Here is a 24352-nt window from a genome sequence, read left to right on the forward strand (position 1 = left end):
AGCGTTTCACCCGTTCTCCTTGACTGGGTTGTCCAGGGCCTTGATCAGGCGAACATCGGTACCGCTGACCGAGATCAGCATCTGTTCCTGGCCCACTTCCACCAGCAGCAGCCGGGAGCGGGCACCCAGTTGTTGCTGGGCCACTATCTTGATGGGGCCGGCCTTGAATTGGGGCATGTGGCGCCGGGCGAAATACAAGAGCCCCACCAGCAGTACCACCACCCCCACCAGGCTCAGCACCAGGGTGCCAAGCTTGTCGGTGGGATTGACCATGGGGGTTTGGTCGGCAGCGAGGCTCGCCGCACCATATAGCCAGGACATCATTTGAGTTTCTTGATCCTTTCCTGCTGGCTGATGACGTCGGTCAGGCGGATACCGAACTTGTCGTTCACCACCACCACTTCGCCGTGGGCAATAAGGGTGCCGTTGACCAGCACATCCAGCGGCTCACCGGCCACCCGGTCCAGCTCCACCACCGAGCCCTGGTTCAATTGCAGCAGGTTGCGGATGGTGATCTTGGAGCGCCCCACTTCCATGGAAATAGTGACGGGAATATCCAAAATGGCGTCCAGCTTGCGCTTTTCTTCGGCGCTCAGCTCCACCTTATCATCTTCGTTAAACTCTTCCAGTTCAACGGCTTCCGGCTCGACTTGTTCGGCCATGGCCTCGGCCCACTCGTCGGCCAATTTTTGTTCGTCTTCAGAGACCATCGACTTCCCCTTCAAGATCGGTTTCTAATTCTTCCAGCCCGGAGATGTTGTCAATGCGCACCCCGCGCCGGGTAATGTTGTGCATTTCCGCCTTGGCGGACCTTGGGCGTTTGAGCTTCTCGGTCACCTTGACCGCCACTTTTTCGCCGCTGCGCCCCATCTGGGCGCGGAAGGTCGGCAGATCTTCAACGAACAGCGTCAGGTGTTCCGGCATGTCCACCGCCAGTATGTCGCCGGCCTTCAATTCCATCATCTGGCGCAGGCTAAGCTGGGTGTCCAGCAGCTTGGCGCGGACATCCACAGGCACGTCCATCAGCTCGTCTCGCAGCGCCTTGGACCAGCGGTGGTCGGTGTCTTCCTTGTCGGACTGGACACCGGCATCGAGCAGTTCGCGGATAGGCTCGAGCATGGAGTACGGCATGGCAATGTGGAAATCGCCGCCGCCCCCTTCCAATTCGATATGGAAGGACGACACCACTATCACCTCGGTGGGCGACACGATGTTGGCCATGGTGGGGTTCACTTCAGAATCCAGGTACTCGAAGGCCACGTCCATCACCGGGGCCCAGGCCTCGGTGTAATCCTCGAATACCAGTTTGAGCAGCATCTGGATGATGCGCCGCTCGGTGGGTGTGAACTCCCGCCCTTCAATCTTGGCGTGAAAACGGCCATCGCCACCGAAGAAGTTGTCCACCAGGATAAACACCAGGCGCGCTTCGAGGGTGATAAGGGCCGTTCCCTTGAGGGGCCTGAAACGCACCATGTTCAAGCTGGTGGGTACGAACAGGGTATGGACGTACTCGCCGAACTTCATGGTCTGTACGCCGTTGATGGAGACCTCTGCCGGGTGGCGCATCATGTTGAACAGGCTGATGCGCATATGACGGGCGAAGCGCTCGTTAACGATCTCCAGGGTCGGCATCCGGCCCCGGACGATGCGGTCCTGGGAGGAAAAGTCGTATTGGGATACGTCTTCTACCTCCAGACCGGGCACTTCCTCTTCGACGTCATCCGCCCCATGCAGCAGGGCGTCAATTTCGTCTTGTGACAGCAGATCGGTCACCTTGCCTCCTGTTTACTGCATGATAAAGCCGGTGAAGAGCACCCGCTCTATCACCTGCGAGCCCGTCACCTGGGTGAGGGCGTCATCCACCGCCTGTTGGGCCGTGGTTCGCAATGTTTCCCGACCCTGGCTGGTGGCCAACTGGTCTTCGCTAAATTGGCTGAAGGTCTGCAACAGCACGCTTTCCACCAGGGGCAGATGCTGCTTGACCTTGCCTTCGTTGGTTTGGCCACGCACCATCACCTGCACGGTGATCTGCACCAAACGGGGGCGCTTGTCGCCCGGTACGTTAAAAACGAAGGGCTGGGGCAGGGCCACGTACAGGGCTTCCCCTTCCGACGGTGCCGGCGCCGCTTCGGCCGTCTCGGCTTCGGCCGGGGCCGTATCACCGGACAGGAGCCAGGCTGCCACGCCACCACCTATGCCCAGCACCAGCAGGGCCGCCACTATGATGATGATCAGCTTTTTCTTGCCACCCTTGGCTGCGTCCAGGGGTTCGAGTTCCAATTCTTGTGCCATTTTCCGCTTCCTGACCTGAGTGGGTCCCTACTTTACCTTAGCTGCCCTGTCAGGCGTAGGCGTCGACCAGGCCGTCGCTGGTTAATTCATAGCGATACGGCAGGGCTTCTTCACTGCCCTCATCGCCCCAGCCCTTGGCCAGGCCCTGGTTGTCACCCTGGGCCTGGCGGCCATCGCCGCCGTTGCCTTGGTCGCGGACCTGGCCGTCAGCCAGGTTAAAACCGTTCTCGGCCATCATGTCCTTGAGCCTGGGCATGGCGTCTTGCAGCCATTCGCGGGTCTGGGCATGGCTGGCCTGGAACTGAACCTGGGCGTCCTGGTGATGCACCTGGACCCGGATCATCAAGCTGCCAAGCTCAGGGGGATCCAGTTGGATCTCCGCGTGACGCAGGTTCTTGGACAACATCACATTGACCTTATCGGCCAAGGCTTCATTAAAGCGTTGCTGAGGCACCAAGGCTTCCTTGCTGGCCGCCTCCTTGGGCTGGTCCTGCTGGGTAACAGGGGCACTGCCATCCAGTTTGTGGTGCACGGCCGTGGTCTGTACCAGGTTGCCGTCAGCCAGGCTGGGCGCGCCCTGGCCCTGTTGAGCCGGTTTCAGCTCGGGCTGGGCGGCGGCCAGGGCCGGCTCCAGCTCAGGGCTGGCCATATCACTGGGCTCTGCGCTGGCCACCAGATTGGCATCCACCTTGGTGGCGGTTGCCTTTGTATCACCGGCAACGGCCTTGCCCTGCCCCTTGGGCGCTGCGGCCTGCGTCACCAAGCCTGCCAGGGCCTTGGCAGGTTCCTCTGTAGTAGTGGCGACCTTTTGAAGCTCAGACTGTGGTGTGACTTGGGATTGGGCAAGGTCGGCAGCGGCCTGGCGCGGGCCAGCCTCAGGGGCAGCCCCCTTGTCTGGGTTGGCGGCAGCGACCTGGGGCTGAGGCGCAGCCTTATCGGCGGGCGCCTGATCTGTGCCTTTGGCCAGCAGCTGAGGCTGTGGAGCCTCTTGGGCTTGGGTGTCCCCTTCCTCGGCGAGCTCAGCCGCCGCGACATTGTCAGGGGCCACCGCCTGCTGGTCAAAGAGCGCTTGCTTGGATAAGGCCTCGGCCTTGGCCTGGCTCAGCTCCGGCGTTTTCGGGGTGGTCTCGGTGTCGGCCTCAGCGACTTCTTCCGGGACTGTCAGCTTTTTGTCGCCGGTAGCCTCGGCCAGCATGGACTGGTCAGTGCCTTTGGCACCTTTAAGCTCCCCTGCCAGCAAAGTACCGACTTTGCTGTCGCCAGCCGCCTCAACATCGGCCCCATCCTTTGGCAGCCCTACCTTGTCGTCTTGTTGCAACTGCTGCTGGGCACTGGCTACCAGGGTCAGCAGGGCGTCGCCGTCTTCCTTATCCTTGGCATCCACCTTGGGGACGTCATCACCGGCCTGGTCCTGTTTGCCTTTGGCTTGAGCAGCCTCGGCCGGCAGGCTTTTGCCGCCCTCGACCAGAGCCTGGCCAAAGAGGTTGGCAAACTCGTCCTTGCCCTTGGCGTCGGCAGCGCTGCCGGCCTGGGATTGGGCTTGGGATTTAGCAGAATGGGATACAGCCGACGTTTGCATAGGTAAAGTCCAGTACCGTCCAGATACCAAGCTTTATGCAATTGGCGTTCCAAAACGCCTGTTAACCAGATCATCGAGCTCACGCTGTTCCCGACGCTGGCCGGCCAAGGCCGCTTCATTGGCCTTGCGCTCCAGCAGCAGGTCGATGGCTTTGGTGTCTTGGTGGGCCTGGCGCCAGCCTTGTTCCCGGGCGGCTACCGCCTGTTGATGCTGGGTCATCTGGCTGTTGAGGTCGGCCAGGCCGCTGTCGAGGCGGGCCACAAAGTTCTGGTAGTGCACCATGTTGACAGCGGTCAGGCCTTGGCCGGCCTTGTGCTGCATCTCCCGCAGATAGTCGTTGCGATACTTCTGCAGGGTGTTGATCTTGTTTTGCAGGGCCGCCAAGGCTTGGCGCGCCTGGGCCAGTTGCCCCAGGGCCTGGTCTTCGGCTTTCTTGCGCTGGTCCAGCACCAGCCCCAAAGCCTTGCTCATGCGCCCTCCCCTGCGGCCTTGGCCAACATGTCCAGGGCCTGCAGGCAGTCGTCATAGGGGCAGACTTCCTGCATGGCCTGGCGCAAGAACAGGTTCATGGGTTCTTTGAGGCGAATGGCCAGGTCCACCTTGGGATCCGAGCCCTGGCGGTAGGCCCCGACCTGGATAAGATCCCGTGACTGCTCGTAGGCGGCAAACAGGGATTTAACCCGCCTGGCCTGCAGCTGGTGGGCCTCACTTGTTACCTGGGGCATGACCCGCGACACCGAGGCCCCCACGTCTATGGCCGGATAGTGGCCGGAATCGGCCAGGGCCCTAGACAGCACTATATGGCCGTCCAGTATCGCCCTGGCGGCATCGGCGATTGGGTCTTGCAGGTCGTCCCCTTCGCTGAGTACGGTGAAAAAGGCGGTGATGCCGCCCTGGCCGTCGCCGCCGTTACCGGCCCGCTCCACCAGGCCCGGCAATCGGGCAAACACCGACGGCGGGTAGCCCTTGGTGGCGGGGGGTTCACCCACCGCCAGGGCGATTTCCCGCTGGGCCTGGGCATAACGGGTCAGGGAGTCCACCAGCAACAGCACATTCAAGCCCTGGTCGCGGAAATACTCGGCAAAGGTCAGGGCCGTCTCACAGGCCTTAAGGCGCATCAGCGGGCTGGTATCGGCCGGGGCCGCCACCACCACGGCGCGCCGGCGCCCTTCTTCGCCAAGGATCTCGTCGATAAATTCGCGCACTTCCCGGCCCCGTTCCCCCACCAGGCCGACCACGATAACATCGGCACTGGTGCCCTTGGTCATCATGCCAAGGAGCACGGATTTGCCGACACCAGAGCCGGCAAAGAGGCCCATACGCTGACCCTGGCCGACGGTGAGCAGGGTGTTGATGGCGCGCACCCCCACATCCAGGGGCTGGCGTATGGGGCGGCGGGTCAAGGGATTGAGGGGCCGGCCCTTGAAACCGACCCGGTTTTCGGCCCGCACCGGCCCAAGGCCGTCCAAGGGCCGGCCCAGGCCGTCTACCACCCGGCCCAGCAGGCTCATGCCCACCGGCAGGGTGGCAGACACCCCAAGGGGGGTGACTCGGGCGCCGGGCAGAATGCCGGACACGTCCTGGTTGGGCATCAGATAGAGAGTATTGTTGCCAAAACCCACCACTTCCGCTTCCACATCCTGGCTGTGGCCTTCGATGCGGCACAGCGAGCCGATGGGGGCGCGGCAGCCTTGGGCTTCCAGGGCCAGGCCAACCACCCGCACCAGGCGACCGGCAACGGCGGGCCTTGGCACCTGCAGCAGGCGCTCGTAGCGCTCCAGGCGGGCCTCGAGGGGCCGGCGGGGGGTCTTAACCGGCGTCATCGCTCAGCCCCGCTTCCAGCAGCAATCCCTGGCACAGCACCCGCAGTCGTTCCTGCAGGTCCAGCTCCACCAGGGACTGGCCAGATTCGATGCGGCATTGACCATGCTTGAGGGTGGGCTCTTCACGGAGCTTCCAGCGCCGCTCTTTAAGTTCGGCCTCGCTGTAGTGCTCCCGCAGCAGGCGGGCATCGGTGGGGGCCACTTCGATGGTGATGAGGGTCTCGTCTTCCGACAGGGCGTCAATTCCCTGGCGGATAAGATGATGGATGCTGTCCTTGTCGGTCTTGATCTCATGGCCCAGCACCGCCTGCATGCCGGCGGTCAGCAACATCACCAGCCGCGCTTCGATACGCCCGTCCTTGTCTTCCAGGGGGGCGGTCAGTTCGTCGGCCAGACCCAGCCAGTGGGCCACCGCTTCCTGAATTTGCTGCTGGCCGGCCTTTAGGCCTTCTTCCAGCCCTTGCTGGTAGCCTTGAGCACGGCCTTCTTCGATACCTTGGGCCAGGCCCTGCTCACGGCCTTCGGCCAAGCCTTGCTGGCGGCCTTCGGCCAGGCCTTCTTCCACGGCGTCGCTGCGCAGTGCTTCCAGTTCACCAATGCTGATGCCCTGGGGCAGCTTGGGTTCGGGTTCCGACTCGGCCTCAGGGTTTTGCTTACGTCTGTGGATGTGCAGCGCCAGGGCCACCTCGTCCGCTTCCGGCGGGGTGAAGTCACTGCCTTCCCAGCGCTGGTACTCTTTGACCACCTTGCTCTACCCCTTAGAGGAATTCGTCGGCGCCGCCACCGGACAGCACTATCTCGCCGGCATCGGACAGGCGGCGGGCAATGCCCAGGATCTCTTTCTGAGAGGCTTCCACCTCGGAGATACGAATAGGGCCCATGGCTTCCAGGTCGTCGCGCATAAGGTCGGCGGCCCGCTTGGACATGTTCTTGAACATCTTCTCGCGCAGGACGTCGTCGGCCCCTTTGAGGGCGCGGATAAGGGTGTCCTGCTGCACTTCGCGCAGCAGTGCCTGGATGGCCCTGTCGTCCACCTCGGCCAGGTTTTCGAAGACGAACATCAGGTCCTGGATCTGCTGGCTCAGTTCTTCGTCGGTTTCGCGAATGCCTTCCATCAGCTGGTTTTCTACCGCCGTTTCCAGGTAGTTCATGATGTTGGCAGCGGCCTTGAGGCCCCCCATCTTGGCTGCCTGGGCACCGCTTTGGCCGGCGAACTGCTTTTCCATGATCTCGTTCAGTTCCTGCAGCGCCGCCGGTTGCACCTCTTCGAGGTTGGCGATACGCATCAGCAGGTCAAGGCGCACCCGCTCGGGGAACTGGGACAGAATCTCGGCGCTTTGGTCTGGGTCCAGGTAGGACAGCACTATGGTCTGGATCTGCGGGTGCTCGTTCTGGATGATGCCGGCCACCTGGCGGGCGTCCATCCATTTGAGGGAATCCAGGCCCTTGGCATTGCCGCCGAGGATGATCTTGTCGATAAGGGCGCTGGCCTTGTCCTCACCCAGGGCGTGGTTCAGGGCCTTGCGAATAAAGTCTTCGGAGTCGAAACCGATGCTCGAGTAGTGCTGGATGTCTTCGATGAACTGCTTGTGCACCGCCAGCACCTTCTCCTGGCTGAAATCCTCCATGGACGCCATCATCATGCCCACTTTCTGAACCTGCTTGGGTTCCATATGGCGCAGTATGGAGGCGGCGTCCTCTTCGGTGAGGCTCAGCAGCAATATGGCGGTCTTCTCGATGCCATTGAGCTTTTTGACGTCAAAGGCCTCTTTTTTGGCCAGGTCATTTGCCATCTTGGTTCAACCATCCTTTCACTACCTGGGCCGACAGCTCAGGTTCATTGGCCACCAAGGCACGAATGGCCTTGAGGACTTCTTCATCTTTACGCAGGTCCGGCAATTGGACGCCACCCACCATAGTGATGCCGGTGGCCAGGGCGTCCTCATCATCCATGGACAGGCTATCGAGGGCGTCGCGGTCCAGGTCGCCGTAGGCACCACCGGCCAGGGCCAGATCGGTGCCCTGGTTGGGGTTGAGCAGGCGTTTGATAAGGGGCCTTACCACCACGAAGATCAGCACGATGATGATAAGGGCGCCGGCCAGCACCTTGGACAGCCGTGCAAACCAGGGCTGCTCGTAGATGGGCACGTCCATCTTCAGGTCGGCGTCGGGGCGGGCAAAGGGCACGGACAGCACTTCCAGGCTGTCGCCTCGGGCCGGATTGACACCCAGGCCCGCCATCAGCAGACGCTTGATGTTGGCCAGCTCGCCGTCGGTCAGGGGCACCTTGGTAACGTTACCGTCTTCCCCTACCTGGTTCTTGTAGTCTACCGCGACGGAAACCGTCATGCGATCCACCACCCCAACCTGCTGCTGGGTATGGCTGACCGTGGTGTCCAGTTCGTAGTTGCGGGTGCTCTCAGAGCGATTGGATCCCGGGGTCTTAACCTGGTTGGCCGCCGTGTTGGTGGCGTCTTCCGGGATATTGGAGTCCATGGGCGGCTGGTTAGACAGGGCGCCAGGGATACCGCCGGCTACGTTGCCGACCCGGTTTTCTTCCATTTTCATTTCAGAGCGCACCGACGGCTGGTCGGGGTTGTAGCGCTTCTGGGTCTGCTCCACGGCGGTGAAGTCCATGGTCACGTCTACCTGGGCGGTGTAGTTGTCCAGGCCCACCACCGGCAGCATGATGGTGTCAATCTTGTCGAGGTATTGCTTCTCGCGGGTGGTTTCCAGCTCCAACTCTTTGCGGGAGCGGGCGGCCAGGGCGTTCTGGCTGCCGGAATTGAGCAGGCGGCCGTTCTGGTCGGTCACCGTGACCTTCTCGGGGGACATGCCGTGTACGGCGGAGGCCACCATGTCGACGATAGCATCTACTTCTTCCTGCTTGAGGCTGTTGCCCCTGTTCAGGCTCAGCACTACCGTGGCCGAGGGCTCCTGGCGCTCACGCAAAAAGACGGATTCTTTGGGGATGGCCAGCAGTACCCTGGCCCTTTTTACGGCGGACAGCTCTTCAACGGCACGGGCCAGCTGCTGCTCGCGGCTGTACTTGAGGCGTTCTTGCTCCAGGCGCTGGCTGACACCAAAGCCCATGTCCTTCATCAGGATGTCGTCACCGGTGGCCTGGCTGTTGGACATGCCGGCGCGGGTCATGGCCAGCTTGATGCGTTGATAATCCCCTTCGGGCACCAGCACCGTATTGCCCTCGAGCTTGTAGGTCATCTGGTTCTGGTCGAGGAAGTCCAGGGTGGAAACCAGTTCGTCGGTTTCCATGCGCCCCAAGGGGCGGTATTCGGGCGCCTTGGCCCACAAGAACACCAGCACCACCAGCGCCAGCCCTATGGCCAGGCCCAGCACCAGGCTGATTTGACGCAACACATCGGCATTACCCAGGTTCGACAGCAGATTGAAATTCTGCTCGCCCTCGTCAACAACGTTGTTGCCAAGGACCGGCGCCGGGGTCGCGGCAGGTGTGTCACCTACCGTGGCCAGTTGGGTGTTCTCGTTTGCCACTTAACGCTCCTTAAACCGGCATGTTCATCACGTCCTGGTACGCTTGAACCAACTTGTTGCGTACCTGGACAGTGGCCTGGAAAGCGATACCGGCTTTCTGGCTGGCGATCATGGCGTCGGCCACGGAAACATTGGGGTCACCCATTTCGACAGCAGTCTGCTTGGCTGCGGAGTTCTGCTGCAGGCCGTTGACCTTGTCCAGGGCCTGGTTGAACAGGCTGGCAAAGTCGCTCTGCACCGAACGGGTGGTCATGCCCTCGGGGTTGCCCAGGCTCAGGCCTTGCAGCTCGCGGCTGCCACGGGGCCCTTGCGCTTCGCGGATAAGGGACTGCATTTCCTGCAGCATCACTGAATTTGCACCAGCGGTGTTCATGTCAAGGTTCCGTCGTTGTGGGTTTGACCAGCAGGGTCAATGCAAAGGACGGGCCATAATGTCAGGCCGGTATGCTGACTCCTGCGTCCCGAAGCCTGGCCAGCTTGTAGCGCAAGGTCCTGGGGCTGATGCCCAGCTTCTCGGCCACCGCTTGGCGTGAACCGTTGCAGGCTTCCAATGTGTCGAGGATGATCTGCGCTTCCTGGGCCTTGAGTTCACCATTTAGGCCCTCGGCGGCCGGTAGCATTTCCGCCTCTTCCGCCTCGATCAGCAGGTTTTCGGCGAAAATACACTCATCCTCGCAGAGGATAAGTGCCCTTTGCATGACGTTGTCGAGCTCACGGACGTTACCCGGCCAGCTATGGCGCTCCAGGCGCAAAGCCGCGTCTTCACTGAGTTCAGGGACCACGCCCTGACAGTGCCGGGCCAGCAGATGGCGGGCCAGGGGCACGATATCACCGGGTCTGTCTTTCAGTGACGGCCAGCTCAGGGGGAAGACATTGAGGCGATAATAAAGGTCTTCGCGGAAAAGTCCTTCCGCCACCGCTTCCTTCAGGTCGCGGTTGGAAGTAGCCAGCACCCGCACATCCAGCTTGATGGTCTTGCGCCCCCCCAACCGTTCAACTTCCCGCTCTTGCAACACCCGCAACAGTTTGGCTTGCAGGCCAAGATCCATCTCGGTTATCTCGTCCAGCAGCAGGGTACCGCCGTTGGCCTGTTCGAATTTCCCCGGGCAAGCCTGGATGGCGCCGGTAAAGGCGCCCTTCTCGTAACCGAAGAGGGTGGCTTCAAGCATGTTGTCGGGGATAGCGGCGCAGTTGATGGCCACGAAAGGCCCTTGGGCACGGTTTGAGTGCTGGTGTACGTAGCGGGCCAGCACTTCCTTACCGGAACCGCTGGGCCCCAGCACCATGACGGTAGCGTCGGTGCGGGCCACCTTGGCGGCCAATTTCAGCAAGGACTGGCTGCGCGGATCAGCCACCACCGGACCTTTGTCGGCTTCGACGTCAGCCAGGGCGTAGCGGCTGACCATATTGATCAGCACTTCGGGAGCAAAGGGCTTGGCCATGTAGTCGATGGCGCCCAACTTCATGGCCTCGACGGCATCGTTGACCTTGGCATGGGCGGTCATCAACAGCACCGGCAATTCGGGATAGCCTTTTCGCAGGGACCGCAGCAGCGCCATGCCGTCCATGCCGGCCATTTGCACGTCCGACACCACCAATTGCACCTGGGTTTCTTTGAGGGCCAACAGGGCTTCCTCGCCGTTGCCGGCAACGCTGACCTCAAAGCCGGCCAACTCCAGGGTGTCCACCAGCGCTTCGCGCAGGGCGGCGTCGTCTTCGACGATAAGGACTCGGGTCATGAGGGGTCCTCCAACAGGGGCAGGATCAAGGTCATGCGGGCCCCTTGCTGGCCATTGGCCATATGCAGCTGGCCGCCATGAGCCTGGGCCACGGAACGCACCACAGACAGGCCCAGGCCGGTGCCATGGCTCTTGGTGGTAAAGAAGGGTTCGGCCACCTTGAACAGCAGCTCTTCGGCGATGCCGGGGCCGTCGTCGTCCAGTTGCAGGCTCAACCAGGGTGTCTTGGCCTCAACCCGCAGCCTAAGCTGCTGGGCACCGGCTTGCAGGGCGTTATGGATCAGGTTGGAAAGGGCGGACACCAGGGCACTTTGAGACCCCAGTACCAGGGCCTCCAGGCAGTTGCAGTCGATGTGCAGTTGCCCTTGATGGGTGGCCAGCATGGACTCGCTGGCCTGCTCCAACTCTGCCAGCAACTCCCCAACCTTGAGCTTGTCTGCCACCTTTTGCTCACCGCTCTTGGCAAAGAGCAGCATATTGTTCATCTGGCTTTCCAGGTCGCGCAGGCGTGCCATCAGCTTTTGCTGGAACTTGTCATGGGTGGCGCCAGGCAGCGCCTGGTTGAGCTGGCCGGCATAGAGCATGGCCGCCGACAGGGGCGTTCGTATCTGGTGGGCCAAAGACGCAACCATGCGCCCCAGGGAAGAGAGCCTTTGCAGGTGTGCCATGCGGGTTTGCATGGTGCGGGTTTCGGTGAGATCCGAGATGACGATAAGCTGGCCTGGCTCCCCATCCAAGGGGCAAATATCCAGTTTGACCCGGCGGCCGTTGATCAGGGAAACCTCGGCGCCGTCGTCGGCCCTTGGCCTAAATGCCCTGGCCACCACCTCCAGCCAGCGGTCGTCCAGCAAGGGACCGCCCAGCAGCGCCTCGGCCGTGGCATTGGCCTCTGTCACCCGGCCGCTGCCGTCCAGCACCACCACCCCCACGGGCAGTATGCTCAACAGTTTATCCAGTTGCTTTGCTGCCGGTTCCTGGCTGGGGTACCACTGCTGTGCCAATGCCATTGCGCACCTCGGTCAAAATTCGCGTGACCAAGTTTTATGCAGGCACTGTGCCAACACATAAGGCAATGAAATTAAAGTCTTTATTAGACAGCGGCAGCAGGCGTCAGGGATTTGACGCCTGCTAGAAGGGCTCAGTCGTTGCCTTTGCTAAGACCGTACTTGCGCATTTTCTCCACCAGGGTGGTGCGGCGCATCCCCAACAGATCGGCGGCCCTGGCCACCACATTGTCGCAGTTGGAGAGGGCTTGACGGATCAGATCCAGTTCCAGGTCGGCCAACATTTCCTTGAGGTTGATGCCATCCGGCGGCAGGGTTGCCACAGCGTCACCGGCAGGCTGGCTTGGCGCTTCTTCTGCCAACTCAGGCTCTGGGTCATCGGAGAAAATGGCCATCAGTGCCTCGCGCTCAAGCAGTTCTTCCAGCACAGGATCGAACTCGCTGACGTCCCCGTACTGATAGCTCTTGGGCAGGTGGCCTACATCGATTTGCTGATTGGGGTGCAATATCAGCAATCGCTCCACCAGGTTGGCCAGTTCCCGCACGTTACCCGGCCAGCTGTGCTGGGCCAAAGAATGGAGTGCTCCCTGGGAAAAGGTCAGGCTGCGACCTTCTTCGGCCTCCAACCGTGACAGCAGTTCGTTGACCAGCAGCGGAATGTCTTCTGCCCGCTCGCGAAGGGCCGGCATCTCGATGGGAAAGACGTTCAGGCGGTAATAAAGATCTTCGCGAAAGCGCCCTTCCTCGATCATCTTCGGCAAGGCCCTGTGGGTGGCGGCGACGATGCGCACATCGGCCTTGATGGGCTTGGCGCCCCCTACCCGTTCAAAGACCTTCTCCTGGAGTACCCGCAGCAGTTTCACCTGCATGTTAAGGGGCATGTCACCGATTTCGTCGAGAAAGAGAGTGCCCCCTTGGGCCAGTTCGAAGCGACCCTTACGGGCGGTCACGGCACCGGTAAAGGCGCCTTTTTCGTGACCGAACAGCTCGCTCTCCAGCAGCTCTGCCGGAATGGCGCCGCAGTTGACCGGCACAAAGGGCCCTTCCTTGCGAGCGGACTGGAAGTGCAGATTACGGGCCACTACTTCCTTGCCAGTGCCGGACTCACCGAGGATCAGCACTGACGCATCGGTAGGGGCTACCTGCCCTATCATGGTCCGCACTTCCTGCATGTGCCGGCTTTTGCCTACCAAAGAGCGGAACAGCCTGGCATCCACACCGCCCTGACGCAGCGCCTGTTGGGCCAGCTGTTGGCGCCGGGACAGGGTGCGCAGCAACTCTTGGAACTGACTGAGCCTGAAGGGCTCGTTCAACACCCCCAGGTGGGCGCCATTGGCCTTGGCCGGGCTCCAACCGAGAGTGACATAAGGACGCTGGCACTGCTCGAGCCAGCTCTCAGGCACGGCCTCACCGGCCACCAGCACCTGGCAGGCAGGAACGATATTTTGATCACACAACGCGGAAGGGGCAGCGGCATCTGCCTGCTCCCCTATGAATTGCAGCAATGTGTGAACCCTGTTTCGACGCTCTACGTCAGCGTCGACGACCAGAAAACCAACTTGGGTCTGCATGCCTTGATAAACCATCTTTTTTATACTGCTGCAGTTATTGCAAGCAATTGTTATAGCTAAGGAAAGCTACTTACGCCTGAGACGCTGCTTCATTTTATGATGCCGATCCGTCTTAGGTTATACCAGCGTTCAGCCAAGATTAATCGTCTTCGTTTCGCTCTGGGAGCGGTGGCACACATATTGCTTATTCTCATGAGAGTCAAAAGCCCACCGGAGATACGGCAAGATGCACACTGCTTCTGCCCAGTACTCAGCACAACTGCCACAGACAAGGGAGTATTCCCCTGGCTTCGGTGACCAGGCTTTGCCACATCAAGTGCTACGTCGTGGCACCGGAGCCGTCAAGATACCGGCACCAAAGGCCTTTCAAAATGCCTCGCCACAGGCCTCTGGGCAAAGACGCATCCCTGCCCTGCTCGACATCCCAGGCGTAACCGCCAATATTATGGCAGGGCGACTACCCGTGCCGATTTCTAAAGTTTCCGTATCCTGGTTTCACTGGTCCCTTTCGTTGGCTCGCCTCCATCTCAGCGGCCCAGGCAAGAGCCGGGATACTATTGCATTAAGGTATCCAGGTGTTTGATCTACTTTCGCTTATTGGCAGAACTCAGCCCCTGTTCGAGGCCGACCTCAAGGCCCATAACGACAACCTGGCCGATAGGGTAGCCGCCGGGCGCTTCCTGGTGCTAGGAGGTGCGGGCTCCATAGGCCAGGCGGTGGTAAAGGAGCTTTTTAGCCGCCAGCCCCGGGCCCTGCACGTGGTGGACATCAGTGAAAACAATCTGGTGGAGCTGGTGCGGGATCTACGCAGCCGCTTTGGCTACATCGACGGCGACTTCCAGACCTTTGCCCTGGATATCGGCAGCCTCGAATACGACGCCTTTATCAAGGCGATGGGGCCTTACGACTATGTGCTTAACCTTTCCGCCCTTAAGCATGTTCGCAGCGAAAAAGATCCCTACACCCTGATGCGCATGGTGGACGTCAACGTCTTCAACACCGACAAAACCCTGCAGCAAGCCATAACCGGCGGCGCCAACAAGTATTTTTGCGTCTCCACCGACAAGGCCGCCAACCCGGTCAACATGATGGGGGCCTCCAAGCGGATCATGGAGATGTTCCTGAACCGGCGCAGCCAGCAGATCCCCATCTCCACCGCCCGCTTTGCCAATGTCGCCTTCTCTGACGGCTCCTTGCTGCACGGTTTTAACCAGCGTCTGGAAAAAGGCCAGCCGCTGGTGGCCCCCAACGACGTGCGCCGCTACTTTGTGACCCCAGCCGAGTCCGGCCAGCTGTGCCTGATGTCCTGCCTGCTGGGCGACAACCGCGACATCTTCTTCCCCAAGCTCAGCGACGCCCTGCACCTCATCACCTTTTCCGATATCGCCCTTAAGTACCTGGCGCAAAAAGGCCTGGAGCCGGTGCTGTGCGACAGCGAGGAGCAGGCTCGGGAACTGGCCAAAACCCTGCCCCGCCAGGGCAAGTGGCCCTGCCTTTTCACCCCCAGCGACACCACGGGGGAAAAGGACTTCGAAGAATTCTTTACCGACAGCGAGACCCTGGACCTGGGCCGCTTTGAGAACCTGGGCATCATCAAGGGTGAGGCGGGTTTTGACGCCGACAAACTGGCCCATTTCGAGGCGCGCATCAGCGCCATGAAGGGGCGCCTGGCCTGGGACAAGGCGGAGCTGGTCAGCCTCTTTAAAGAGATGATCCCGGCCTTTGGCCACAAGGAAACCGGCAAATACCTCGACGGCAAAATGTGAGGCCAAGGTGCATAACCAACTGATTGAATTTGTTCGCGACTGCTACCAAAGCCAGGATTTCATTCCCCTCCATGCCCCCACCTTCAAGGGCAACGAAAAGGCCTATGTCCTGGAAACCCTGGACTCCACCTTTGTCTCCAGCGTCGGGGCCTTCGTTGGGCGCATGGAAGAGATGCTGCAAGACTACACCGGCGCCCCCAAGGCCGTGGCCACCGTCAACGGTACTGCCGCCCTGCACTGCGCCCTCTACCAGGCCGGCATAGGCCCAGGGGACCTGGTACTGACCCAGGCCCTGACCTTCGTTGCCACCTGCAACGCCCTGCACCAGTTGGGCGCCGAGCCGGTCTTTATCGACATCGAACCTGTGGCCTTTGGCCTTTGCCCCAAGGCAGCCCAGGCCTGGCTTGCAGAACATGCCGAGCTGGACGACCAAGGCCAATGCCGCCACAAGGCCAGCGGCAAAGCCATCAAGGCATTGTTGCCCATGCACACCTTCGGCCACCCTGCCCAACTGGACGAGCTGGCCGCCCTTGGCCGCCAGTGGCACCTCAGCCTTATCGAAGACGCCGCCGAAAGCCTGGGGTCCTTTTATAAAGGCCGCCATACCGGCACCCTTGGCCGCTTCGGGGTCTTGAGCTTTAACGGCAACAAGGTGGTCACCACCGGTGGCGGTGGCATGGTGCTGTGCCAAGACCAGAAAGAAGGGGAGCACCTCAAGCACCTGACCACCACCGCCAAGGTGCCTCACCCCTTTGAGTTTGTTCACGACGAGCCTGGCTTTAACTACCGCATGCCCAACCTCAATGCCGCCTTGGGCTGCGCCCAGCTTGAACGGCTGGACGCCATGCTGGCCAATAAACGGGCCCTGGCCGGCCGTTACCAGGGCTTTTTTGCCGGCAGCGACTACCGTTTTGTCGAAGAACCCGGCTATGGCCGGTCCAACTACTGGCTTAACGCCGTGCTCTGCCCCGACGCCCAGAGCCGGGACGCCCTGCTGCAAGCCACCAATGCCAGTGGCGTCATGACCCGCCCGGTGTGGCGCCTGATGCACAAGCTGCCCATGTACAGCCAGGCGCTGCGGGGTGACCTTAGCCAATCGGAGTGGGCCGAGGCCCGGCTGGTCAACCTGCCCAGCAGCCCCACGGAGGCAAGCCATGCGTAAAATAGCGGTCTTTACCGGTACCAGGGCCGAATACGGGCTCTTGTATTGGGTCATCAAGGCCCTCCATGAATCCGATCAGGCCCAGCTGCAATTGCTGGTTGGCGGCATGCATTTGTCACCGGAGTTTGGCTATACCCTGACGCAAATCGAGCAAGACGGCTTTGCGGTGACTGAAAAACTCGAATTCCTGCTGTCCTCCGACAGCCCGGTTGGGATCAGCAAGTCCACGGCCCTTGCCCTTATCAGCACCGCCGAAGCCTTGGACCGGCACCAACCGGACTTGCTGGTAGTGCTGGGGGACAGGTTCGAGGCTATGGCGGCGGCCCAAGCTGCGATGATCGCCAGGGTGCCGGTAGCCCACCTTCACGGTGGGGAAGCTACCGAAGGGGTCATTGATGAGGCCGCCAGGCACGCCATCACCAAGATGGCCCACCTGCATTTCACCGCCACCGACGCCTATCGCCAGCGGGTTATCCAACTGGGGGAGTCTCCTGAGCGGGTTTTCAACGTTGGTGCACCTGGCCTGGATAGCATCCTGACCCTGCCCTTGTTGGCAAGGGAGTCATTGCCGCAAGCCATAGGGTTTAATCTCGACAAGCCCTATTTTCTGGTGACTTACCATCCGGTCACCCTGAGCGCCGGCGGTGCCAGCCAGTCCCTTGACCAATTGCTGGCAGTGCTGGACGAGTATCCGGATCATCAGCTTGTAATTTCCTATCCCAATGCCGATACCCACAGCCGCAAACTGATTGAGCTGCTGGAAGGCTACCGGGCCCGGCACCCCGAGCGGGTGTTTTTAGTGCAATCTCTGGGGCAGCTGCGTTATCTCAGTTTGATGAAGCATTGCGTTGCCGTATTGGGTAATTCCTCCAGCGGCATCATCGAGGCACCCAGCCTGGGAGTGCCTACCGTCAATATCGGTATCAGGCAAAAAGGCCGAATCGCCGGAGCGTCGGTGGTGCACTGTGCCGATGATAAAGCCGCCATGGCAGCCGCCATCAAAAGCGTGCTGTCTCCCGCTTTTCAAGAACGTTGCCGACACGCCAAGAATCCCTACGGCGAGGGTGGCGCCTCTCAGAAAATTGTGGAAACGCTATTGGCATTTCCATTGCAGGGCATTCTTGAAAAATCCTTTTTCGACATGGACTGTCATTGATGAAAGTCGCCTTTATTGGTTGTGTTACCTCCAGCCTGAAACTTCTTAGCGCGCTTTGTACGCTCAAAGGGCGCGGTATTGAGGTGGTTGCGGTGATCACCAAGCCGGCTTCAAATATCAATGCCGATTTTGTCGACCTGGCTCCCTTTTGCCAGGAAAACGCTATCCCCTTTCATTACGAAAACACCGACAACCGCGAGCAAAGCGTGGCTTTTTTGCAGCGCTATCAGCCCGATATCATTTACTGCTTCGGCTGGAGTTATTTACTCGACGCCAAGATGCTGGGCCTTGCCCCCAGGGGAGCGATTGGCTTTCACCCGGCGCCCCTGCCCCAAGGTAGAGGCCGGCATCCCATTATCTGGGCCTTGGCATTGGGCTTGGAGCGAACCGCTTCGACCTTTTTCGTGATGGACAGCGGCGCCGATTCTGGCCCCATTCTTGACCAAAAGTGGCTGGCCATAGCCCCAGAGGATGATGCCGGCAGCCTGTATGACAAGATATTGGCCACAGCTTGCCAGCAGATCCTCGCCTTTAGCGCTCGGCTGGCCGATGGCTCGGCGACCCCAGTCCCCCAAAATCCGGCTCAGGCCACCTATTGGCGAAAACGCTCGGCCAAAGACGGTCTTATCGATTGGCGGATGCAAGCGGCCGACATTCATAATTTGATACGTGCCTTGACCGCTCCCTATCCCGGGGCGGAGTTTCTCTATCAAGGACAAGCCGTCAAAGTCTGGAAGAGTGAAATAGCCCAGGCATCTTACCCCCAATATATGGAGCCAGGTCGGATCCTGGCCATAGAAGAAAAACGTGTACTCGTAAAATGCGCGGGACAAAGTGCACTTTGGCTTTGCCGATGTGATTTTCCCGCTATACCGGCAAACGGAGATTGCTTTTGAAAAATGTACTTGTTGTAGCTCCCCATGCAGATGACGAATCCTTGGGGTGTGGTGGTACTTTGCTTCGTCATCGTGCCGAAGGTGACCATATTCATTGGCTGATAGTCACCGGCATGAGTGAGGCTTATGGCTATTCCCCTGAGCAAATTGCTGCCAGGAAGCGGGAAATTGAGAAAGTCGCTGACCTTTACCATTTTTCTTCCGTGACAGAGTTGGGTTTGCCCCCTGCACAATTGGATGCCCTGCCCCTGGGGCAATTAATTGGTGCCATTAGCCCTGTCATTAACCGCATCGCTCCCCAGTGGGTTTATGTTCCTTATCGCAACGATGCCCACAGTGACCATCAGGTCGTTTTCGACGCGGTAATGTCCGCCACAAAGAGCTTCAGGTACCCCTTTATCAAGCGCCTGATGACCTATGAAACCCTGTCCGAAACGGATTTTGGACTTAAGCCCGAAGATGGCGGTTTCAGGCCTAATATTTATGTCGATATCAGCCAGCATCTTGATAAGAAGCTGGATATTCTCGACATCTTTTCATCCGAGATGGGTGAGTTTCCCTTTCCGCGCAGCCGTAAGGCGCTGTCCGCCCTCGCCGCCTTGCGGGGGGTACAGTCCAATGCCGAGGCGGCAGAGGCCTTTATGCTGCTAAAAGAGATCAATCAATGAACAAGGTGCTTGTCATCGCCGAAGCCGGGGTTAACCATAACGGTTCCCTGGACATGGCCCTGGCCTTGGTGGATGCCGCCAAGGCCGCCGGGGCTGACGTGGTGAAGTTCCAGACCTTCAAGGCCAAGAACCTGGTCACCAAAGAGGCGCAACAGGCCGAATACCAAAGCCGCAACAGCGGCCAAGCCGAATCCCAGTTCGCCATGCTAAGCCGCCTGGAACTGAGCTTTGAGGCCCATCTGCAATTGCAGGCCCATTGCAAAGCCCAGGGCATCGCCTTTTTGTCCACCGCCTTTGACAGCGAGAGCCTGGCCTTCCTGGTGGACACCCTGGGCCTTGAGACCTTGAAGATCCCCTCCGGTGAGCTGACCAACGCGCCTTTTGTGCTGGAACATGCCCGCCGCAGTTGCCGGTTGATTGTCTCTACCGGCATGGCCACCCTGAGGGAGATTGAGGCGGCCCTTGGGGTTATCGCTTTTGGCCTGACCGCCCCCCTGGATGCCCCCCCCAGCGAAGCGGCCTTTGCCGCCGCTTACGCCAGCGCCGAAGGCCAGGCGGCGCTGCGGCAAAAGGTCTGCCTGCTTCACTGCACCACCGAATACCCGGCGCCCCTTAATGATATTCACCTCAACGCCATGGCCACCATGGCCGGGGCCTTCGGCCTGGAGGTGGGGTATTCGGACCACAGCGCCGGCATCAGCATTCCCATCGCCGCCACGGCCCTGGGAGCCCAGGTTATCGAAAAACATTTCACCCTGGACCGGCAGCTGCCTGGCCCCGACCACAAAGCCTCATTGGAGCCAGATGAGCTCAAGGCCATGGTGCAGGGCATAAGGGACGTCAGCCTGGCCCTGGGTTCAGGGCAAAAAGGCCCCCAGCCCAGCGAGATAAAGAACAAGCCCGTTGCCCGGAAAAGCCTGGTGGCCACCGCCGCTATCAAGGCCGGGGAGCCCTTTAATGCCGGTAACCTGGGCTGCAAGCGGCCAGGCACGGGCCTGTCCCCCTACCGCTACTGGGCACTGCTGGGCACAAAGGCCCTGCGGGACTATCAGGAAGGAGAGCTGATTGATGGCTAAGCCACTGGTGATGCTGGGGGCCGGCGGCCACGCCGCCGTGTTGGCGGAAATGCTCGGCGCCCTTGGACTCTCCATCGAGGCCCTGGTCACCCCGGACCCGGTAGCGCCGCGCCGGCCCCTGGCCGGCATTCCGGTACTGGCCAGCGACGAGGCCCTGTTGGCACGCTACCGCCCCGATGAAGTGGAGCTGGTCAACGGTATCGGCGCCCTGCCGGGCAGGTTGCTGCGCCAGGCCAGCTTTGAGCGCTTTAGCGCCCAAGGCTATCGCTTTGCCCAGGTGATCTCTCCCCAGGCCCTGGTGTCGCCTTCGGCCGAACTGGCCGAAGGCGTGCAAGTGATGCCCGGCGCCATTATTCAGAGCTGCGCCCGAATTGCCGCTAATACCATTATCAATAGCGGCGCCATCGTAGAGCACGACTGCCAGTTGGGGCCGCACAACCATGTGGCGCCGGGGGCTACCCTCAGCGGCGCCGTCTGTACCGGCATCGGCGTCCATATCGGCACCGGTGCCAATGTGATCCAATCGGTCAACCTCGGCCAAGGAGCCGTGGTAGGGGCCGGTGCCACCGCCGTCAGGGACCTGGCACCGGGCCACACCCTGCTGCCGGCCAGCCAACGCCTCCGGGGTTAAGGAGCCTTTATGCATCAATGGGCCAACACGCGGCTGACCCGCGACACCACCATCAGGGAAGCCATGCGGATCATCACCCAGGGCGCCTTGCGGATAGGACTGGTGTGCGACAACAACGACAAGCTGCTGGGCATTGTCACCGACGGCGACATCCGCCGTGGCCTGCTGGCCGATGCAGAAATGACCGACCCGGCATCGAACGTGATGAATTGCCGCCCCCAGTGCGCCAACGCCAACCACAGCAAGGCACAGATGTTGGCGATGATGCGCCAGTTCGACATCACCACCCTGCCCATAGTAGACAACCAGGGTAAGGTGCTTGGCCTGCAAACCCTCAAGGATCTGCTGGCCCAACCCCGTTTTGACAACCCGGTCTTTATCATGGCCGGGGGCTTTGGCACCCGCCTAAGGCCCCTGACCGAGCACTGCCCCAAGCCGATGCTGATGGTGGGGGATAAGCCCCTGCTGGCACACCTGGTGGAGCGTTTTGTGCGCCAAGGCTTTCATAACCTCTATATCTCCACCCATTTTATGCCGGAGATGATCCGCGATTACTTCGGCGACGGCAGTAACTTTGGGGCCAGCATCACCTACGTCCACGAAGACCAGCCCCTGGGAACCGGGGGCGCCTTGGGGCTGCTACCAAAAGATCTGCCGGCCCTGCCCCTGATCATGATGAACGGCGACGTGCTCACCAAGGTTGACTTTGTGCGGCTGCTCAAGCACCACCAGCAGCACGACTTCGACGCCACCATGTGCGTACGGGAATACGAATACCAAATTCCCTTCGGGGTGGTGGAAAGCCAGGGGGAACTCATCACCGCCATGACCGAAAAGCCCCTGCACCGCTACCACGTCAACACCGGCATCTATGTGCTTAGCCCCAAGGCCATCGGCGCCGTGCAGGCCGATACCCGCATTGACATGCCCACCCTGCTGGAAGAACGCATGGGCCAGGGCCACAAGGTGGGGATCTACACCACCTTCGACTACTGGCTGGACATAGGCCGGGTCGATGACTACCGCCGCGCCCAGGTGGATATCGGCGTCTTGGGGTCAGATTGATGGAAAGGATTGCCGTTATTGGCCTTGGCAATATCAGTGCCCGCCACCGCCGCAACCTAAGGCAGCTGCACCCCAAGGCCGACATTCTGGCCATGGCGGCCAGCGGCCGCCCCGTCACCGAGCCCGTGGCCGACGCCAGCCTGGTATTGCCAAGCCTTGAGGCGGTAATGGCAGCGGCCCCCGATTACGCCGTCATCGCCTCCCCTGCCCCTTTTCACGCCCAGCAGGCTGAACCATTGCTGGGGGCCGGCATTCCCTGCCTTATCGAAAAACCCCTGGTGGCCGAGGCGGCGCAGCTGGCCCTGCTACCCCAGGCAAGCAAGGCCGTTGCCGCCGTCGGCTATTGCCTGCGTTTTTTACCGGCCGCCGGGCAGCTTAAAGCCCTGCTGCAGGCCAATGCCCTGGGGCAACTGCTCCATGTCAGCGTCAATGTCGGCCAGCACCTGGCCCAGTGGCGCCCCCATATCGATTATCGCCAATCGGTGTCGGCCAACCGGCACCTGGGGGGCGGGGTGCTGCTGGAGCTGAGCCATGAGCTGGATTACCTGCAGTGGTTGCTGGGGCCCCTTGCGCTGCGCCACGCCCTGCTGCGAGGCGGCAACCTGCTGGGGGTTGAAGTCGAATGCGGCGCCGACCTTTGCCTGACCACCCAGGGCGGCGCCGTCTGCCAGGTACATATGGATCTCCTGCAAAGCCAACCCCAGCGCCACTGCCAGATCGTTGGCGAACTGGGCCGCCTGGACTGGGACCTGCTGGCCAACCGCCTGACCCTGACCACAGCACAAGGCCAGGAAACCCTGTATAGCGCCCCGGAATGGGACAAAAACGGCATGTACCTGGCCATGCTGCAAAGTTTTGAAGCGCAGCTCAACCGGCCAGGCCCCTCTTCCCTTTGCACCCTGGCCGAAGCGGCCCAGACGGTGCACCTTATCGACCTCATCAAGACCGAGGCGGATTGGATCCCATGAGTGCATACGCGTTTATCTTTGCCAGGGGCGGCTCAAAGGGCCTGCCGGGCAAGAACATCAAGCCCCTGGCCGGCAAACCCCTGCTTCAGTACGCCATCGACACCGCCCTGGCGGTGCCGGCGCTGAGTAAGGTTTTTGTGTCCACCGACGACCCCGATATCGCCCGGGTGGCCCGCCAGGGCGGCGCCGAGGTGATAGAGCGCCCGCCGCAGCTGGCCTCGGACAGGGCCCCGGAATGGCTGGCCTGGCGCCATGCGGTGGACTGGGTCACCGAGCGCTACGGCCCCTTTGACACTTTCGTCAGCCTGCCTGCCACCAGCCCCCTCAAAGCCCCCGAAGACGTGGAAGCGGCTATGGCCCGCCTGGAGGCCGACCAGGCCGACATCTGCATTTCCATGACGCCGGCGGATAACAGCCCCTATTTCAACATGGTCAAGCGGGGCCAAGATGGCCTGGTAACCCTGGTCAACCCACCGGCCCAAGGCATCAGCCGGCGCCAGGACGCCCCTGTGGTGTTTGACATCACCACTGTGGTTTATGTGACCCGCCCTGATTTTATCCGGGGCCATGACGGGCTCTTTGCCGGCAAGGTGACGGCGGTGGAAGTGCCCAAAGACAGGGCTGTGGACATCGACGATATCTACGATTTCATGCTGGCCGAAGCCATTTTGAGGAGTAAGAATGCAACTGGCGAATAAGACAGTACTGGTGGCCGGGGCCGGTGGCCTGCTGGGCAGCCACCTGGTCAAGGCGCTGCTGGATGCCGGTGCCAAGGTCCTGGCGGCAGACTTGGATGTGACCCTGCTGGCCTCCAAACTTGGCAGGCTGGGGGTGGATAACGCGTCAGCGATGCTGGAACTAAGGGCCCTGGACATCACCCAGGAAGGGGACGTCAAAGCCCTTTTCGCCAGTGCCGACCTCGACGGCGCCGTTAACACCACCTATCCCAGGAACAGCCGCTACGGTGCCCACTTTTTCGATGTCAGCCTCGACTCGTTCAACGAGAACCTGTCGCTGCACCTGGGCAGTGCCTTTTTGTTCACCCAGCAGTGCGCCGCCTACTTTCAGGCGCGCCAACGGCCCTTCTCCCTGGTGAACCTCTCGTCCATCTATGGGGTTATCGCTCCGCGCTTTTCGGTGTACGAAGACACCCCCATGACCATGCCGGTGGAATACGCCGCCATCAAGTCGGCCATAGTGCACCTGACCAAGTACGTGGTGGCCTATGTCAAAGACAGCCGCTTTCGCGCCAATAGCGTCAGCCCCGGCGGCCTCAGGGACGGCCAGCCCCCGGCCTTCTTGGCGGCCTACCAGGGGCAGAGCCACGGTAAAGGCATGCTCGATGTGGATGACATACTCGGCAGCATCCTCTTTTTGCTGTCCGACGCCTCGGCCTATGTCACCGGCCAGAACCTCACCATCGATGACGGCTTTAGCCTCTAA

25 protein-coding genes are annotated in these 24352 nt (G+C 60.9%); 11 read left to right on the top strand and 14 right to left on the bottom strand.

Annotated features, from left to right (window positions below):
* Positions 1–6 precede the first annotated feature (6 nt).
* The 14 genes from B3C1_RS07040 to B3C1_RS07105 all read right to left on the bottom strand — a co-directional run bounded on the left by B3C1_RS07040 (position 7) and on the right by B3C1_RS07105 (position 13521).
* On the bottom strand, positions 7–324 hold the full coding sequence (locus B3C1_RS07040) for a flagellar biosynthetic protein FliO (RefSeq protein ID WP_008483841.1): 318 nt from the start codon (positions 322–324) through the stop codon (positions 7–9).
* Positions 321–710, bottom strand: coding sequence for a flagellar motor switch protein FliN (fliN, locus tag B3C1_RS07045; protein WP_008483842.1), 390 nt, complete (start codon positions 708–710; stop codon positions 321–323). The genes B3C1_RS07040 and fliN overlap by 4 nt, the downstream gene beginning before the upstream one ends.
* Positions 700–1773 carry a flagellar motor switch protein FliM gene (fliM, locus tag B3C1_RS07050; protein ID WP_008483843.1) on the bottom strand — a complete coding sequence of 358 codons (1074 nt, stop codon included), beginning with the start codon at positions 1771–1773 and terminating at the stop codon, positions 700–702. The genes fliN and fliM overlap by 11 nt, the downstream gene beginning before the upstream one ends.
* Before the next feature lie 12 nt (positions 1774–1785).
* On the bottom strand, positions 1786–2292 hold the full coding sequence (gene fliL / locus B3C1_RS07055) for a flagellar basal body-associated protein FliL (RefSeq protein WP_008483844.1): 507 nt from the start codon (positions 2290–2292) through the stop codon (positions 1786–1788).
* Positions 2293–2341: 49 nt separating this feature from the next.
* Positions 2342–3871: a flagellar hook-length control protein FliK gene (locus B3C1_RS07060; protein ID WP_008483845.1), complete on the bottom strand. Its 1530-nt coding sequence runs from the start codon at positions 3869–3871 to the stop codon at positions 2342–2344.
* A gap of 33 nt (positions 3872–3904) precedes the next feature.
* The gene (gene fliJ / locus B3C1_RS07065; protein ID WP_008483846.1) at positions 3905–4342 is read right to left on the bottom strand and encodes a flagellar export protein FliJ; all 438 of its coding nucleotides are present in this window, start codon (positions 4340–4342) and stop codon (positions 3905–3907) included.
* Positions 4339–5694 (bottom strand): flagellar protein export ATPase FliI, encoded by a 1356-nt coding sequence (gene fliI / locus B3C1_RS07070; protein ID WP_008483847.1) that lies wholly within the window; start codon positions 5692–5694, stop codon positions 4339–4341. Before fliI ends, fliJ begins: the two co-directional genes overlap by 4 nt.
* Positions 5681–6439 carry a flagellar assembly protein FliH gene (locus B3C1_RS07075; RefSeq protein ID WP_008483848.1) on the bottom strand — a complete coding sequence of 253 codons (759 nt, stop codon included), beginning with the start codon at positions 6437–6439 and terminating at the stop codon, positions 5681–5683. Before B3C1_RS07075 ends, fliI begins: the two co-directional genes overlap by 14 nt.
* 13 nt (positions 6440–6452) lie before the next feature.
* The gene (fliG, locus tag B3C1_RS07080; RefSeq protein ID WP_008483850.1) at positions 6453–7487 is read right to left on the bottom strand and encodes a flagellar motor switch protein FliG; all 1035 of its coding nucleotides are present in this window, start codon (positions 7485–7487) and stop codon (positions 6453–6455) included.
* Positions 7477–9207, bottom strand: a complete 1731-nt coding sequence (gene fliF / locus B3C1_RS07085; protein ID WP_008483851.1) for a flagellar basal-body MS-ring/collar protein FliF — start codon at positions 9205–9207, stop codon at positions 7477–7479. Before fliF ends, fliG begins: the two co-directional genes overlap by 11 nt.
* A 10-nt stretch (positions 9208–9217) precedes the next feature.
* On the bottom strand, positions 9218–9580 hold the full coding sequence (gene fliE, locus B3C1_RS07090) for a flagellar hook-basal body complex protein FliE (protein WP_008483852.1): 363 nt from the start codon (positions 9578–9580) through the stop codon (positions 9218–9220).
* 61 nt (positions 9581–9641) lie between these two features.
* A complete protein-coding gene (locus B3C1_RS07095) occupies positions 9642–10946 on the bottom strand; it encodes a sigma-54-dependent transcriptional regulator (RefSeq protein ID WP_008483853.1) in 1305 nt (434 codons plus the stop codon).
* On the bottom strand, positions 10943–11953 hold the full coding sequence (locus tag B3C1_RS07100; protein ID WP_008483854.1) for a sensor histidine kinase: 1011 nt from the start codon (positions 11951–11953) through the stop codon (positions 10943–10945). Before B3C1_RS07100 ends, B3C1_RS07095 begins: the two co-directional genes overlap by 4 nt.
* Positions 11954–12084: 131 nt before the next feature.
* Positions 12085–13521, bottom strand: a complete 1437-nt coding sequence (locus tag B3C1_RS07105; protein WP_035481381.1) for a sigma-54 dependent transcriptional regulator — start codon at positions 13519–13521, stop codon at positions 12085–12087.
* A gap of 575 nt (positions 13522–14096) precedes the next feature.
* Here B3C1_RS07105 and B3C1_RS07110 point away from each other — a divergent pair.
* The 11 genes from B3C1_RS07110 to B3C1_RS07160 are packed head-to-tail and all read left to right on the top strand — an operon-like array spanning position 14097 to position 24352.
* A complete protein-coding gene (locus B3C1_RS07110; RefSeq protein WP_008483856.1) occupies positions 14097–15287 on the top strand; it encodes a UDP-N-acetylglucosamine 4,6-dehydratase in 1191 nt (396 codons plus the stop codon).
* Positions 15288–15294: 7 nt separating this feature from the next.
* Positions 15295–16449: a LegC family aminotransferase gene (locus B3C1_RS07115; RefSeq protein ID WP_008483858.1), complete on the top strand. Its 1155-nt coding sequence runs from the start codon at positions 15295–15297 to the stop codon at positions 16447–16449.
* Positions 16442–17605, top strand: coding sequence for a UDP-N-acetylglucosamine 2-epimerase (gene neuC, locus B3C1_RS07120; RefSeq protein WP_008483859.1), 1164 nt, complete (start codon positions 16442–16444; stop codon positions 17603–17605). Before B3C1_RS07115 ends, neuC begins: the two co-directional genes overlap by 8 nt.
* The gene (locus B3C1_RS07125) at positions 17605–18501 is read left to right on the top strand and encodes a methionyl-tRNA formyltransferase (protein ID WP_008483860.1); all 897 of its coding nucleotides are present in this window, start codon (positions 17605–17607) and stop codon (positions 18499–18501) included. Before neuC ends, B3C1_RS07125 begins: the two co-directional genes overlap by 1 nt.
* Positions 18498–19169, top strand: a complete 672-nt coding sequence (locus B3C1_RS07130) for a PIG-L deacetylase family protein (protein WP_035481383.1) — start codon at positions 18498–18500, stop codon at positions 19167–19169. Before B3C1_RS07125 ends, B3C1_RS07130 begins: the two co-directional genes overlap by 4 nt.
* Positions 19166–20245, top strand: a complete 1080-nt coding sequence (neuB, locus tag B3C1_RS07135; RefSeq protein WP_008483862.1) for an N-acetylneuraminate synthase — start codon at positions 19166–19168, stop codon at positions 20243–20245. The genes B3C1_RS07130 and neuB overlap by 4 nt, the downstream gene beginning before the upstream one ends.
* Positions 20238–20876 (top strand): acetyltransferase, encoded by a 639-nt coding sequence (locus B3C1_RS07140; RefSeq protein ID WP_008483863.1) that lies wholly within the window; start codon positions 20238–20240, stop codon positions 20874–20876. The genes neuB and B3C1_RS07140 overlap by 8 nt, the downstream gene beginning before the upstream one ends.
* Before the next feature lie 9 nt (positions 20877–20885).
* Positions 20886–21941, top strand: a complete 1056-nt coding sequence (locus B3C1_RS07145; protein WP_008483864.1) for a nucleotidyltransferase family protein — start codon at positions 20886–20888, stop codon at positions 21939–21941.
* Positions 21941–22909, top strand: coding sequence for a Gfo/Idh/MocA family protein (locus B3C1_RS07150; protein ID WP_008483865.1), 969 nt, complete (start codon positions 21941–21943; stop codon positions 22907–22909). Before B3C1_RS07145 ends, B3C1_RS07150 begins: the two co-directional genes overlap by 1 nt.
* A complete protein-coding gene (locus B3C1_RS07155) occupies positions 22906–23607 on the top strand; it encodes an acylneuraminate cytidylyltransferase family protein (RefSeq protein ID WP_008483866.1) in 702 nt (233 codons plus the stop codon). Before B3C1_RS07150 ends, B3C1_RS07155 begins: the two co-directional genes overlap by 4 nt.
* On the top strand, positions 23591–24352 hold the full coding sequence (locus B3C1_RS07160; protein WP_008483867.1) for an oxidoreductase: 762 nt from the start codon (positions 23591–23593) through the stop codon (positions 24350–24352). The genes B3C1_RS07155 and B3C1_RS07160 overlap by 17 nt, the downstream gene beginning before the upstream one ends.

The organism is Gallaecimonas xiamenensis 3-C-1, assembly GCF_000299915.1.
Taxonomy (GTDB): domain Bacteria; phylum Pseudomonadota; class Gammaproteobacteria; order Enterobacterales; family Gallaecimonadaceae; genus Gallaecimonas; species Gallaecimonas xiamenensis.